Source organism: Colwellia sp. MB02u-10 (assembly GCF_014077185.1).
Taxonomy (GTDB): domain Bacteria; phylum Pseudomonadota; class Gammaproteobacteria; order Enterobacterales; family Alteromonadaceae; genus Cognaticolwellia.
The window spans coordinates 60,700-75,895 of record NZ_JACGVK010000072.1 but is presented as its reverse complement, the minus strand read 5'-3'; the positions used below and the strand labels follow the sequence as shown (position 1 = coordinate 75,895).

At 38.1% G+C, this 15,196-nt stretch carries 12 protein-coding genes and 1 tRNA gene; 5 read left to right on the top strand and 8 right to left on the bottom strand.

Going from position 1 to position 15,196, the window contains the following annotated elements:
- The 4 genes from H4J59_RS02215 to H4J59_RS02200 form a co-directional block, all read right to left on the bottom strand.
- Nucleotides 1–722: PAS domain-containing protein (locus tag H4J59_RS02215; protein WP_182236459.1), on the bottom strand; the 722-nt coding region annotated here is incomplete at its 3' end.
- Between the two features lie 36 nt (nucleotides 723–758).
- Nucleotides 759–2,612 carry an EAL domain-containing protein gene (locus tag H4J59_RS02210; RefSeq protein ID WP_182236457.1) on the bottom strand — a complete coding sequence of 618 codons (1,854 nt, stop codon included), beginning with the start codon at nucleotides 2,610–2,612 and terminating at the stop codon, nucleotides 759–761.
- Nucleotides 2,613–3,770: 1,158 nt separating this feature from the next.
- Nucleotides 3,771–3,847, bottom strand: a tRNA-Val gene (locus H4J59_RS02205).
- Nucleotides 3,848–4,070: 223 nt separating this feature from the next.
- Complete coding sequence (locus H4J59_RS02200) at nucleotides 4,071–5,444, bottom strand: MATE family efflux transporter (RefSeq protein WP_182236455.1); 1,374 nt, start codon at nucleotides 5,442–5,444, stop codon at nucleotides 4,071–4,073.
- Between the two features lie 68 nt (nucleotides 5,445–5,512).
- On the opposite strand from H4J59_RS02200, the gene H4J59_RS02195 reads away from it, so the two are divergent.
- Nucleotides 5,513–6,130 (top strand): riboflavin synthase subunit alpha, encoded by a 618-nt coding sequence (locus tag H4J59_RS02195; RefSeq protein ID WP_182236453.1) that lies wholly within the window; start codon nucleotides 5,513–5,515, stop codon nucleotides 6,128–6,130.
- A gap of 172 nt (nucleotides 6,131–6,302) precedes the next feature.
- On the opposite strand, the gene H4J59_RS02190 is transcribed toward H4J59_RS02195, so the two are convergent.
- Nucleotides 6,303–6,509 (bottom strand): CPXCG motif-containing cysteine-rich protein, encoded by a 207-nt coding sequence (locus H4J59_RS02190; RefSeq protein WP_182236451.1) that lies wholly within the window; start codon nucleotides 6,507–6,509, stop codon nucleotides 6,303–6,305.
- A 192-nt stretch (nucleotides 6,510–6,701) separates the two neighbouring features.
- Nucleotides 6,702–7,034: a ferredoxin FdxA gene (gene fdxA / locus H4J59_RS02185; RefSeq protein WP_182236449.1), complete on the bottom strand. Its 333-nt coding sequence runs from the start codon at nucleotides 7,032–7,034 to the stop codon at nucleotides 6,702–6,704.
- A 183-nt stretch (nucleotides 7,035–7,217) separates the two neighbouring features.
- Between fdxA and H4J59_RS02180 the strand changes: the two genes are divergently transcribed.
- A complete protein-coding gene (locus H4J59_RS02180; protein WP_182236447.1) occupies nucleotides 7,218–8,864 on the top strand; it encodes an NAD(P)/FAD-dependent oxidoreductase in 1,647 nt (548 codons plus the stop codon).
- A 157-nt stretch (nucleotides 8,865–9,021) separates the two neighbouring features.
- On the opposite strand, the gene H4J59_RS02175 is transcribed toward H4J59_RS02180, so the two are convergent.
- Nucleotides 9,022–9,726, bottom strand: a complete 705-nt coding sequence (locus H4J59_RS02175) for an START domain-containing protein (RefSeq protein ID WP_182236446.1) — start codon at nucleotides 9,724–9,726, stop codon at nucleotides 9,022–9,024.
- Between the two features lie 70 nt (nucleotides 9,727–9,796).
- The gene (locus H4J59_RS02170) at nucleotides 9,797–11,728 is read right to left on the bottom strand and encodes a bifunctional diguanylate cyclase/phosphodiesterase (RefSeq protein ID WP_182236444.1); all 1,932 of its coding nucleotides are present in this window, start codon (nucleotides 11,726–11,728) and stop codon (nucleotides 9,797–9,799) included.
- A 527-nt stretch (nucleotides 11,729–12,255) separates the two neighbouring features.
- Between H4J59_RS02170 and thrS the strand changes: the two genes are divergently transcribed.
- The 3 genes from thrS to rpmI all read left to right on the top strand — a co-directional run bounded on the left by thrS (nucleotide 12,256) and on the right by rpmI (nucleotide 15,184).
- The gene (thrS, locus tag H4J59_RS02165; RefSeq protein ID WP_182236442.1) at nucleotides 12,256–14,166 is read left to right on the top strand and encodes a threonine--tRNA ligase; all 1,911 of its coding nucleotides are present in this window, start codon (nucleotides 12,256–12,258) and stop codon (nucleotides 14,164–14,166) included.
- Nucleotides 14,167–14,255: 89 nt separating this feature from the next.
- Complete coding sequence (infC, locus tag H4J59_RS02160; RefSeq protein ID WP_146878579.1) at nucleotides 14,256–14,810, top strand: translation initiation factor IF-3; 555 nt, start codon at nucleotides 14,256–14,258, stop codon at nucleotides 14,808–14,810.
- Between the two features lie 179 nt (nucleotides 14,811–14,989).
- The gene (gene rpmI / locus H4J59_RS02155) at nucleotides 14,990–15,184 is read left to right on the top strand and encodes a 50S ribosomal protein L35 (RefSeq protein ID WP_146878580.1); all 195 of its coding nucleotides are present in this window, start codon (nucleotides 14,990–14,992) and stop codon (nucleotides 15,182–15,184) included.
- Nucleotides 15,185–15,196 lie beyond the last annotated feature (12 nt).

Here is a 15,196-nt window from a genome sequence, read left to right as displayed (position 1 = left end):
GAATCAGCACCCCGGCCAAGTATTGTGCGTACCCGAGCTTTATATAACTCTATAGGGTAAGAGATAATACTTAATGGCCCTTTCCCTGAAAAAATTATACGTGAAGGGCTATCGAATAGTATTTTGGTTTTAGCGACGTAATTTGGAAAGGCAAACAGCTCTGGTGAAAAAACCAGAGAAAGCAAACCGATACAACCAAGCAGTACTATAGGTGGAACTATTGAATGGGTATATGTTCCTATACCAACAGAGGCCATGGTGATGAGTACTATAGCCAATAACCTTCTTAAGTGAACGTTAGTCTCTAAACCGGAGACTGAGCCCTTATTGTTGAGGGTATCATACAACTGTTGCGCCTTTTGTTTTTGCTCGTTACTCGGTAATGTTCTAACGGACTGATAGCCTGTCACTTTTCCATTTTCATAAACAGGTGTTATATAGGCATCAACCCAATAATAATCGCCATTTTTACAACGATTTTTAACCATTCCTCGCCAAGAATCCTCTTGTTTAAGTTTACGCCATAAATCAGCAAATGCCGCTTTAGGCATTGATGGATGTCGAACTATATTATGATGTTGTCCAACGAGTTCCTCAAGAGAATATCCTGCAACGGCACAGAACTCAGGGTTAGCGTAAGTTATTCTTCCCTGAAGATCTGTAATAGAGACCAATTGTTCAACTGCCGAGAAAGTTTTTTCATTATTTAAAGTGTGATTCATAGTATTTCTTTTATCAGTAAATGTAGTTAACGTTAATCAGCTTTTTCTCAGTAAAAGCTCAAACTCATCAATCGGTACGGGCTTACTAAATAGATAACCTTGATAATGCATGCAGCCTTTATCCAATAGGTATTGTCTCTGTTCTACAGTCTCGACACCCTCGGCAATGACGTCAATATCTAAGCTATGCGCCATGGTAATGATAGTGCGTACAATCGCCTTGTCATTGGCATCCGTGGGAAGGTCACGCACAAATGACTGGTCTATCTTTAATTGATTAAGTGGTAATAGTTTTAAATATTGTAAAGACGAATAACCCGTTCCAAAGTCGTCTAATGAGAATAAAACACCTATTTTGTTCAGCATATTCATTTTGGTAATGATGTTACTGATGCTTTCCACCAATATACTTTCGGTTAGTTCTAGCTTGAGTTGTGCGGGGTTAATCTCATACTGTTGTAGGGTAGTTTTTACCTGTTCTACAAAGTTTTCTTGATGAAATTGCTTAGCACTGATATTGACGGCGAGTACAAGACCTTCTGTCTGGGGGCTTTGTTGCCATGCTTTAAGTTGAGCGCAGGCAGTGTCTAATACCCATTGCCCTATCGGTAAAATAAGCCCTGTTTCTTCGGCTAACGGAATGAAGTTAAAGGGTGAAATTTGGCCACGTTCTGGATGTTGCCAACGGATTAAGGCTTCAGCCCCTAATGCTTGACCAGAACTGCTAACCTGTATTTGATAATAGAGTTGGAATTGATTGTACTTAATGGCTTTGCGTAGTTCATTTTCCATGTCTGCACGGACAGAGATAGCTTCTTGCATCGTTTGATCAAAGAAACGCAAGGTGTTGCGTCCTGCGGTCTTGGATTGATACATAGCAATATCTACTTGCCTTAATAATTCCTCTGATGTCAGCTCATATCCACTGAATACTGTCGCGCCGATACTTGGCGTGCTGCGATGCTCATTCGCCCCAAGTTGGTAGGGTTGAATCAGTGAAAAGATGATTTTTTTGGCCAAACTCTTGGTTTGGGCGGCCGCTTCAATGGCCTCCTCGCTAAGATTTTCTAGCAAGACCACAAACTCATCACCGCCTAATCGGGCGACGGTATCAATTTTTCTTACACTGTTAATTAAACGCGTGGCGACTTGTTGTAAAAGCGTATCTCCCGCCTCATGGCCGAGGGTATCGTTGAGGATTTTAAAGTGGTCTAAATCAAGTAATAGCAATGCAGCACACTTATTACTCCTCGCACTGCTAGCTAGGGCGTGGCCAAGCTTATCAAACAGCAGGCGGCGATTTGGCAAATGAGTCAGCGGATCGAAGTAGGCGAGACTATTAATTTTTTCTGAGGCCGCTTTGTTCGTCGTATTATCTATAAATGCGCCAACATAATTAGAGACCCTCCCGCTCGCGTCTTTTACTGCAGTAACAGTAAGATGCTCTGAATAGACTTCGCCATTTTTACGCTTATTCCATATTTCACCTTCCCATCCACCTATACTGTTGATGCTCTCCCACATGTTGGCGAAGAAGGCTTTACTTTGTTTTCCTGAGCTGATTAGTTGTGGCTTCTGCCCGATAGCTTCTTCTGCGCTGTAACCTGTGATACGGGTAAATGCGCGATTCACCCGAAGAATATTGCTGTTAGCATCGGTGACAAACATAGCTTCTTGGGATTCAAAAACGGTGTCGGCAACCCGACATTCACTAGCGATGACTAACTCAGCAACTCGTTTATCTTTTTCTTCATTTTGAAAGCACAATTTTTCATTAGCGATGACTAACTCAGCAATTCGCTTATCTTTTTCTTCATTTTGAAAGCACAATTTTTCATTAGCGATGACTAACTCAGCAGCCCACTTTTCTTTATTTTCGTTTAAATTCAAAGTATAAAACCTTTTTTAGTTTTAACATCATGTAACTGTGTATGGTGTCATCCACATATATTTAAAATTTATTCACCCTTTAACTTCTCTAGCATTTTACGAGTAAGCTAAAGGGTGAATAAAGCTCTCCAGGCAACCAAGCTCAAAGATGCTCAACTATCGATCAACTTTGGGGGGGTGGTGCTCAGTGAGCGTCCAGCAACCTGCACATTGCTCTAGTTTATTTTTCATTCTAAAGTTGTTCCATTAAATTAATTGGAGCAACCTATGTTTCGTAAAACTTTTGATGATTGGAAAAAAATTGTTAATGAAAAAATAGCTATCGGCTCATTTGTGTCCCAGTTTTTTATCCACATCAATTAAATTAAAAATGTTTTTTTCATATAACCACTTGATTTATAATTAAAATAAAAGCAAGCGCCATTAAGTAAGCTTAAATTCAATAATATATAAAAAATCACTGATATAAGTCAGTTAGAGCTATAAAATAACCTGACACTAAAATTTTTTTTACTTCGTCATTGGATATGTTCTATTGAGCCTTTGATATACCGTTTGTTAGTTAAGTTTCAGTGTAATAACCATGATGATAACCCCAATTTCATCCACCAAAACTTAAATCGTATACGCTAACCAAGCAGCAATCTGATAAAATTTTCAATACCTCCAAAATAAAGATCAAACACTATATTTTATTGACCAACTGGAACAGCCATGTCCGCTGTAGATCAAAAAAACACCAAAATCTTGGTGTAAACTCTAAAATACTAAGGTCAGCAAAGTGACATAAGTGAACAACTATAGCTCGTTAATATATAGCCATTATGATTGCTACATAAACGGCTACAATTTGAAGATAAATTTACTTTCTGTAAGTTATTGAAAGGCATGCTGGAAGCAAACGCAGTAGACGACTCATGTGCCGAGGGGCTGCTTGGGCTGCACGCCACCATAATGTAATTTATCCCCCAAAGACCTCCTATAATCAAACTCACTTAGTTTAAAAGTCTCTCCGTAGTAAATTGGTCATTCGTTAAAGGGAATTTCTTTAGATACCATCTTAAAAATAGAAAGAAATAGTTATTTATATTTGTTATAACATTTTGTTTATGGAACAAAAAAAGGGATAACATTTCTGTTATCCCTTTTTTTATAATATGGTGCTCGCTACTGGACTCGAACCAGTGACACCTTGCATGTCATGCAAGTACTCTAACCAACTGAGCTAAGCGAGCGTTACTTCTAAGTAAAACTGTTGAGTGACTCAACGAGGCGCTATGTTAGCGATCTGTTTTAGCAAGTGCAAGCAGTTTTATCTAAAATATGATGTGATTGCTGATTAATTCAGCATTGGGTATTATGCTTGTCTATTTAAGCAACAAATAGGTCAATAAAAGTCACACGTTGTTTTAAATACTCTAAAAGTAAGGTTTTAGAGTATTAAGCTAAAACACTCGGTTAACTTTCCAAGGCTGCATGTTGATCAAAGCGATTTTGCACTATTTTTAAGCGCCAAGCCAGTAACACGGCCGCTACTGTTAAACCAGAAATAAAGCCTATCCAAAAGCCATAAGGACCTGATGCTGGTGCTATCCAATCGGTTAAACCCAGTATTGAACCAAAAGATAAACCCACAACCCAGTAGGAAAAGAAGGTGATATACAAAATCGACTTTGTGTCTTTATAGCCACGAAGTGCACCAGCTGAAATAACTTGTATGGCATCGGAGAACTGAAATAAAGCCGCTAAAAGCATTAAGCCAGCAGCAAGTTCAAGTACTTCAGTGTCTGTGGTGTAGATAGTGGCAATTTGTGTGCTGAACAATAAGGTAATGGCAGCGGTTACTACCGCAATAACCAATCCCAAAATAACCGAATATCGGCAGAGTTCCTTGGCTTTTTCAAAGTTTTTATTGCCCACTTCAAAACCTACTTTTATCGTCACTGCCATCGCTAAACTTAATGGCACCATAAAAACCAAGCCAGAAAAGTTAATGGCAATTTGGTGGCTGGCAACAACATTAGCGCCAAAGGGTATAAGTATTATGGCTACGGCGGCAAATAAGCTTACTTCAAAAAGTAATGAAAATGCTATCGGTGTGCCTAAAGCTAATATGATTTTAATTTCTGACCATTGTGGCCAATAGAATTTGGTAAACAATGGCGCGTGTTTTAGATGTTTTGAAAAATAAGCATAGCCAAGCATGCCAAGGAACATCACCCAGTAAACAATGGCTGTGGCAATACCACAACCCGCACCACCCAGTGCAGGCATACCAAACTCACCATAAATAAAAATATAGTTGGCGGGTATGTTAATCAACAAGCCTAATATGCTAATGATCATGGTTGGGCGAGTAAAAGACAAACCTTCTGAATAATTACGCAAAACCAAATACAGACAATAGCCTGGGCCGCCCCAAACAATGTAACCTAAATAGTCAAACATTAGATGTTTGAGTTTAGGCTCCATCGAAATAGAGTTGATTAACATAGGGGTGGCAATGTAGTAGAGAATAATGATGATTATTGATAAAAAAACCGCTATCCAAGCGGTTTGATAACTGGCTTTTGCCACTTGGTCAAACTGTTTGGCACCCGATAATTGCGAAACAATACTGGCCAGTGCCATCACAAGACCTGATATGGCTAAAATTAAGGGCAACCAGACACTGCTAGCAACGGCAACGGCGGCCATATCAGTGGCACTAACACGACCCGCCATAACAGTATCGGCAAAACCCATTAAATTTTGGATCAATTGGGCGATTAAAATTGGGTAAGCCAATTTCATTAAATTTTTACTATTGGAAAAAAAACGATTTATGTTCATCAAAGCAATTATATCATTAAGTTATTCTTGCTAAGATAGCAAAAAGTAGAATATTCGTTGGATGATATATGTTTACAGGTATAGTGCAATCACAAGCTGAAGTAATTGCGATAGTTAATAAGAATAATGCCATTAGCTTAAAAATTAGCTTGGAAAATAGTTTAATTGAACAGCTAGTAATAGGCGCGAGTGTCGCTATTAATGGCGTCTGTTTAACCGCCGTTGAATTTGGTCATTTGCTGGCAGATAAAAGTTTTATAAGTTTTGATGTTATTGATGAAACGTTACGGGTATCTAATCTTGCCGATATTAAACTGGGTACACAAGTTAATGTTGAGCGCTCGTTAAAAATTGGCGATGAAATCGGTGGTCATATGCTCAGTGGTCATGTTCATACGCAAGCTGTTTTAGCTAACCGTATCGATAGTCAGGATAACTGCACGTTAAGTTTTACCATAGCGCCTGAATATCAAAAGTATATATTTTCCAAAGGTTTTATCAGTATTAATGGTATTAGTTTAACGTTAGGCGCTGAAGTAGGAGAGTTGTTTTCAGTCTATTTGATACCCGAAACCTTAGCGCGTACCAATTTACAGAATGCGGTGATTGGCGATAAAGTGAATATTGAACTTGATCAACAGACCATGACGATTGTTGAAACAATTGAACGTATGAAACTAAGCTAACATTAGTTTGACGCGAGTATTTGTTATACCCGAATGTGACTTGCTAGTACTCAACTAAAGTGCAGTTAACTGTTGTTGTGTTAATACCTAGCAATATTGCTTGATTGTTAGGTATTAACACAAAAGGGCAATAGAGAGTTTAACTCACCATGAGTTTTAACAAAACGGCTGTTTAAAAAAACTGTTCATTGTCACTACCAACACCTAATAGAATTTTTTGATGATACTCGTCAATATGTAAATTCAAGTGCATTTCCATGCAACAAGCGGGGCACTCGTCATAATAGTCTTGGTCACCTGCACTAGCGTCTAAGACCAAATGAATAGGATGGCCGCAATGTGGGCATTCAATACGTTGTTCTTTAATCTTATGGGGCATGACGGCTCCTAGATTTTAAGTTTGAGGAGTGGTACGTTTTAGTATGAACATTTTTAACTAAAGTGCGAGCTTTTCTAGGCTAAATATCGCCCAAAACACTCGCCACCGCAGGGCGAAACACTGTTTGGGTAAAGCCCTTAGTTAGTGGAGGTAAAGCGTGTGGTAAAACTGTTGGCAATGTTATGCGCGAAATTAATCAACGTCAGTGATTAGATGATTAATTTTATTGGGTACACCATCCCATTGCTCTGCATCAACAGGTGCAGGAATAATTTCGGTGATCACTGGCCATATTTTTGCCAGTTCAGCGTTGAGTTCAATAAAGTCTTTTTGATCTTCTGGCACATCATCTTCTTGATAAATCGCGCCAACAGGACATTCAACAGGGCACAAGTCGCAATCAATACATGAGTCAGGATTAATGACTAAAAAATTGGGTCCTTGATGAAAGGCATCAACAGGACAAACTGCGACACAATCAGTGTATTTACATTGAATACAATTATCAGTAACTACAAACGCCATTTTATTCCGCTTATTTTATCTTATTGAGCTATCAAATCGACTAGCATTACTACTATCAAAGGTCAGATCATACCTAGCTTATACACAAATTCAATTATTGTTTTAGCTTTGTATTTGGTATCGCTAGTACTATCAGGTAAAATAGCGCTAATTTTTACCCTAGTCTCGCTTTGGATACACGATATGTTGCGTTTAACTAACGTCAAATTACCACTAAATCATCAACCGGAAGCATTAGAGCAAGTTATTCTTGCAACATTAAAAATCACCGCTGAGCAGCTTACCAGTTTTTCAATCTTTAAACGTGGTTACGATGCACGTAAAAAGAGTAAGATCATTTTGATGTATACCTTAGACGTAGAAACAACAAAAAATGAACAGCTTATTGCTGAGCATATCAATGATCAAAATATTAAAGTTAGCCCTGATACAAGTTATAAGTTTGTTGGTCAAGCACCAGAAAATTTAATCGAGCGCCCAGTAGTTATTGGTATGGGACCTTGTGGCTTATTCGCGGGCTTACTCTTAGCACAAATGGGCTTTAAACCTATTATTTTAGAGCGCGGAAAAGAAGTACGCCAGCGTACTAAAGACACGTTTGGCTTTTGGCGGAAAAAAATTCTTAATACTGAATCCAATGTGCAATTTGGCGAAGGGGGGGCGGGTACATTTTCTGATGGTAAACTCTGGAGCCAAGTTAAAGACCCAAAGCATTATAGTCGCAAAGTATTACATGAGTTTGTTGATGCTGGCGCGCCAAGTGAAATTCTATACGTTAGTAAGCCACATATCGGTACCTTTAAATTGGTCACCATGGTAGAACAAATGCGGGCAGAAATTCACCGTCTTGGTGGTGAAGTACGTTTTGAACAACGTGTAGACGATATTCATTTTGTTGAAACGCAAGATGACAATGGCAATAGGCAAGTTACCGGTTTAACTTTATCGACAGGCGAGGTCATAAACACTAAACACATTGCTTTGGCTATTGGCCATAGTGCACGTGATACTTTTACTATGTTGCATGAAAAAGGTGTCTTTATAAAAGCTAAGCCATTTTCTATTGGCTTTAGAATTGAGCATGAACAATCAGTTATTGACGATGCTCGTTTTGGCGAAAATGCCGGCAACCCTATTTTAGGTGCGGCTGATTACAAACTTGTTCATCATTGTAAAAATGGCCGTTCAGTTTATAGTTTTTGTATGTGCCCTGGTGGCACAGTAGTTGCTGCCGCATCAGAAGCAGGGCGTTTAGTCACCAATGGCATGAGCCAATATTCACGCCATGAACGTAATGCTAACAGTGCTATTGTCGTCGGTATTTCACCAGAAGATTATGACGAAAATGGTAGCAAAGACAACGTACTTGCGGGCATTGAGTTTCAGCGTCGGTTAGAAGAAGCGGCCTTTAAGCTCGGTGGCGAAAACTATGATGCACCAGTACAGCTAGTGGGTGACTTTCTTGCTGGACGAAAAAGTGGCGAGCATGGTGTTGTCGCGCCATCTTATAAGCCTGGTGTTAAATACTGCGATTTAAGTGAAATTTTACCTGACTACGCTATCGAAGCTATTCGTGAAGCATTACCAGCATTTGAACGTAAAATTAAAGGTTTCTCGATGGCTGATGCAACATTAACCGCCGTTGAAACACGAACTTCGTCACCGATTAGCATCACCCGTGATAAAGATAGTTATGAGAGTTTAAATACAAAAGGCTTATATCCGGCGGGTGAAGGTGCCGGTTATGCAGGTGGTATTTTGTCTGCGGGTATTGATGGTATTAAAGTCGCTGAAGCCATGGCGCTTTCGATGCTGAAGCATTATCAATAAAATGTTAACTGCGCTGTCATTAACTAACTCATCGAAGTGAATAACCTAGCTTGATGAGTTAGTTAAGCATTTAGTTAGGGCTTTAGTTAAGCCTAAAGCATCGCTTAATATGTCATGTTACAGTTTGAGTTGTACTGAGTTTACAAGCGCTTTACGATTAGTGTATTTCTTGGATATCATCATTAACTTGTCGTTGCCATTTACTTTGAGGTAATTGGCTTTGAATATTCTGTAGCGTGGTCCAAATGCCATTCAGTGTGATGGGTCTAGTTAACCATAGTGGAATATTACCTTTAGGGTCAACCATAAACTGGTAAGTTATTGCTATGCGGTCAGCGGTCATAGGTACTATTGTCCAATGGGCGCCAAGTAAGTGCATACGTATCACATCTTGGTTTTTTTCTATGGCATTACTAGCGTCTTTAACCGCAATCTCAATCGATAGATCCTCGTTTTGCCAATATCGAGAGTGAGCCACTATTTCACGTGCTGAAATTGGCCACAAGCCTTTAAACCGAGTGATAAATACACTTTCGTTACTTGAACTTTGGCTAATGCATTTAGCGGACTCCACATTGTCTAGCCAATGAGGAGCCTGCTTAAAATCTTCAATAAAATAGATAAACCCCGCTAAGCTTGAATTAACCTCAGCTTGTGCCTTAATTTCAATCACATCGTCATATTGACTAGCACGATAAAAAACACTTAATTCACTATTTTGCTTCCAAATATTCCATGACGATAAATCATTTGCTTGAACACTATTGCTGAACAGCAGCAGGAAAATTAGCAGACAGTAACTTAAGCGCCTTAAATAAGTAATTGAGAAAAATATAACGCTGAGATTAAAATTTTGAGGCAACTACCTATTCCCTATCATAACGCATTGCTGGTATAAACTGTGTTTGTGCAATAACGTAATTAAGAAAACACTAGTTTATTGGTTTAATTATTTTTGATGGATTGGGTTGCCACACACCGGCACCGTTATGTGCAAGATGATTCATGCTTTGATTTAATACTTTATTGCCAACAATCGTTGAATTTTCAGGATGACTAATTAAAAATCCTTGAATGTATTTAACCCCTAAAGACTTTAATAACTCTAGCTGTATAATATCTTCTATACCTTCAGCGACTACTTTTAAATCAAGTTGATAGGCCATATCTATGATTGATTTTAGTATTTTCTTATACTTAATACTACCAGTGGCTTCATCAACAAACATTTTATCAATTTTTAAAATATCGACAGGTAATGTTGCCAATATTGCTAATGAGCTAAAACCTGTACCAAAATCATCAATAGCAATAAAAACACCTTCTTGGCGAAGTTTCTCTAATTCTGTGATAATTTCATCTGATATATCCAGGAAGCAAGACTCGGTAATTTCAAGCATTAATGATGAAGGTGGCAGTCCGGTTTTTACCAGTGTATCCATAACCCACTGATAGAGTGGACGATGCTTAAGTTGAATAACAGAGACATTAACAGAAATCTTAGTTTTTTTCATACCGGCGTTATACCAAGCAAACATTTGACGGCAGGCTTCATTTAATATCCAATCACCTAGTGGTAATATTTGATTAGACTCTTCTGCGATCGGAATAAACTCTGTGGGTGAAATAACTCCTTCCACTGGGTGTTGCCATCGAACGAGTGCTTCAAAATAACTGATCACGCAACCTTCAACATGAATAATAGGTTGAAAGGTTAAAAAGAAGCTGTGGTTAGATAAGGCTTGTCTCATCTCTTCCAATAAATAATGATAGCGCCTTAATTGGCTACCCATTTCAGGAGAGTAAATTCTATAAACGCCACGTCCATCTTTTTTAGCACGATACATTGCCACATCAGCTAATTGTACTAATGTATTAGGCTTGCTGGCACTCTCAGGGTACATAGCAATACCTATGCTAGCACTAATTTTAATTGTTTTATTACCTAAAATGAATTCACGTTCTAGTTCTGATAAGACAAATTTTGCAATATTAATAGCAAACGCTGAATTTTCTATATCAAAAATAAAAATAGTAAACTCATCACCACCAAGTCTAGCTAAGTTTTTTTCAATACAGTTATTTGATTGGCTGAAATTTAACTTATTACTGCGAACAAGGGAGTTTAGTCGCTCAGCAACTTGGATCAGTACTTCATCACCGAATGAATGGCCAAACGAGTCATTAACTTGTTTGAAGCCATCAAGGTCAATAAATAATAGCCCACTTTTTATTTTTTCATTCTGTGTTAACTGCTCTTCAATATGCTCTAAGAAAGTGTGGCGATTGGTTAACTTTGTTAATGCGTCACAAAAGGCACTTTGCTCAGTATCTATTTTATATTGCTTTGCATATCGTGCTATATCTTCTAACGCATAGTTTAGATTAGCTAATACAGAATATTCAGGTTTGTATGAATGCTTTTCACCAAAGGTGTTTGCAATGCTATCAGTAATAGCATAAATATCTTTTAATTTACTTTTTTGATAATTCAAAATTAAAAAACCAGCGATGAAACCAATCAAAAGTAGCGCTAGGGAAGGATAAAATACAGCTAATATGATGCTAAATAAAATGAAATTTAAGGGTGTTACTAACCAGTTGTCATTCTTTTTTGCTATTTTAACAACCAGCTTCTGATCATTATCTCTGGCTAAGTTATCAATGAGTAAAATATAACTTAAATAGCCATCAACATCCGTTAATTGTTGCTGAGGTAATTCATAAGCAATAGCGGGTTGGTCGTGATGAAAAGTAGCTACTTCTTTAGATAAAATTGAAACAAAAAATATATAAACAATGATGAAAAATAATAGAGTCAAAAGCGTGGTTGTTTGCCAATATTTAGCGGTAGATTTATTCATACTTTAATATTCCATTATCAATAAGCCGCTAAAATCAGTCATATTGCTTCTACAATACCGCTGATTAATATTAACATTAGGCTACATTTTATTTTTATTGTTTTACATGTTATTAATATTTTTATATATATGAGTAACTTCATTTTATCGCCATCATATCCACACTCGTTTATTTTATCAAGCCGTACGGGCTTTCAATTATAATATTATGGATGGGTAGCGTGAGACTTAAAAATAAACGATATAATAACCAGTGTAACTAATCCAAACATATAGATAACATATTAATAATAAAAATTAGTAACATAAATTTATTTTTTATGCTCAATGATAGCGTCAACGCTGTACTTAAAATGTATTTTCGGTTACCCTACTGCGAAATTTTATTGCTGGTTGTTAACGCTTAAGTAACTAAACACTCAAACGTTAACGGCTGAAAAGACATTATTAACCAATTAATTTAATTGCCAAAATAATTTAATTCAAGTGACACTTCGTATGTGCCACCACTGAACAAAGGAAAATATATGCCTGTTATTACGCTTCCCGACGGTAGTCAACGCACTTTTGAACAAGCTGTCTCTGTTATGGCGGTTGCCTTAGATATCGGCCCTGGTTTAGCAAAAGCCACCATTGCTGGTCGCATTAACGGTGACTTAGTCGATGCTTGTGAATTAATTAAAGAAGATGCAGCGTTACAACTTATCACCAGTAAAGATGCGGAAGGTCTTGAGATCATTCGTCACTCGTGTGCGCATTTATTAGGCCATGCTATTAAGCAGTTATATCCGAACGTTAAAATGGCGATTGGTCCAACGATTGATAATGGTTTTTATTATGATATTGACCTTGAAGAGTCAATTACCGAAGACGATTTAGTTAAACTTGAAAAACGTATGACTGAATTAGCCCGTACCGGTTATGAAGTGATTAAAAAAACAGGCTCATGGCAAGACGCTTACGATGCGTTTGCTGAGCGTGGTGAAAGCTACAAATTACAAATTCTTGATGAAAATATCGAGAAAACAGATACACCTGCTTTATACCATCATCAAGAATATGTCGATATGTGTCGCGGTCCTCATGTACCGAGCATGCGCCATTGTCATCATTTTAAATTAATGAAAGTAGCTGGTGCTTATTGGCGTGGTAATTCAGACAATAAAATGTTGCAACGTATTTACGGCACAGCATGGGCTGATAAAAAACAACTTAAAGCCTATATTGTTCGTTTAGCAGAAGCTGAAAAACGTGATCACCGTAAAATTGGCAAAACATTAGATTTATTTCATTGGCAAGAAGAAGCGCCAGGCATGGTGTTCTGGCATAATGATGGTTGGACGATTTATACTGAGTTAGAAAAATTTATTCGTGAAAAGTTACGCGAATATGATTATGACGAAGTTAAAGCACCGATGATGATGGATCGAAGCCTTTGGGAAAAATCAGGTCATTGGGATAAATATGCTGATGGCATGTTTACCACTGAGTCTGAAAAGCGTGAATACGCAATAAAACCGATGAACTGCCCAGGGCACGTACAAATATTCAACCAAGGGTTGAAATCATACCGTGACTTACCTTTGCGTATTGCTGAGTTTGGCTGTTGTCATCGTAATGAGCCTTCAGGCTCTTTACATGGTTTGATGCGCGTACGTGGCTTTACTCAAGATGATGCGCATATTTTCTGCATGGAATCGCAAGTGCAAGCCGAAGTCATCAAATGTATTGAAATGGTTTACGACGTATATGGCTCATTTGGTTTTGAAGATATCATTGTTAAATTATCAACTCGACCTGAAAGTCGTATTGGTAGTGATGAAATTTGGGATAAAGCAGAAGCCGGTTTAGCAAAAGCATTAACCGATAGCAACATCGCTTTTGAGTATTTACCCGGTGAAGGGGCTTTTTACGGCCCTAAAATTGAATTTACCTTAATGGATTGTTTGGGGCGTGCTTGGCAATGTGGTACTGTGCAACTCGATTTTGCACTGCCAGAGCGTTTAGGCGCAACTTACGTCGGTGAAAACAACGAAAGATACATTCCGGTCATGATTCATCGTGCTATTTTAGGTTCACTTGAACGTTTTATTGGTATTTTGATCGAAGAGTATTCTGGAAAATTTCCAACTTGGTTATCGCCAATTCAAGCAACTGTGATGAATATTACTGATAAACAAGGTCAATATTGTGAAAAAGTTGTAAAAAAACTAAAAGAAAGTGGATTTAGAGCAAAACTAGACTTGAGAAATGAGAAAATAGGCTTTAAAATCCGCGAGCATACTTTAAAGCGTGTTCCGTATTTGTTAGTCGTCGGTGATAAAGAAATGGAAACTGGCGAAATTGCAGTACGAACGCGAAGTGGTGAAGATTTAGGAACAATGTCGGTTGACGACTTTATTGCTAAATTATCTGATGAAGTGAAAACTCGTCGCTAAACACTTTGTAAAACGAACACGTATATTATTATTTTATCCAAGTAAGCTAATACTAGCGCTTGCTTGGTAACAACGTTCTTTGGAGGAACATGGCTATTAAAGGTGGACAACGTGGCGGGCAAAAAGAGCCGGCTCATCGTTTAAATGAGTTAATCACAGGTATTCTAGGCAATGAAGTTCGTTTAATTAAATATGACGGCGAACCAGGTGGCATAGTTTCATTCGATGAAGCTATGGACCAAGCGGAGGACGCAGGTGTAGATCTTGTAGAAATCAGCCCAACAGCAAAACCTCCTGTTTGTCGAGTTATGGATTACGGTAAGTTTATCTATGAGAAGGCTAAAGAGCAGAAAGAGCAACGTAAAAACCAGAAACAAATACAGGTCAAGGAAATTAAATTCCGACCTGGTACAGATGAAGGCGATTATCAGGTAAAGCTACGCAACCTGAAACGCTTTTTAGAAGGCGGCGACAAGGTCAAGGTAACATTACGTTTCCGTGGCCGTGAAATGGCCCACCAAGAACTTGGTCTTGAAATTTTATCTCGTGTTAAAAAAGATTTAGAAGAATTGACTGTAGTTGAGTTTTTCCCTCGTAGAGCGGAAGGGCGTCAAATGGTGATGGTCCTAGCCCCTAAAAAATAGATAATACCCGGTTTGCAAGTAGCTCAATCTTTTTCGAAATATTGAGCTCACCGCTATTATCTTTAAGCTGGTAAACAAGGCCTACAAGTAGAGTTCAACATCTTAGCTTAACCGCTTAGCACTGAGAAACTCTCGCCTAGTTTACTTTATATTTGGCATAACAATGCGGAGTTATTAACATGCCTAAAATGAAAACCAATAAAGGTGCTGCAAAGCGCTTTAAACAGACAGCCACAGGCTATAAATTTAAACAAGCCGGTCTTCGTCATATTTTGACTAAACGCCGTACTAAAGTTAAACGTCATCTTCGTGCGAAATGCATGATTTCGGCAGCTGACATTAAGTCAGTTAAAAAACTTTTACGTCACGGTTAATAGGAGAAATAG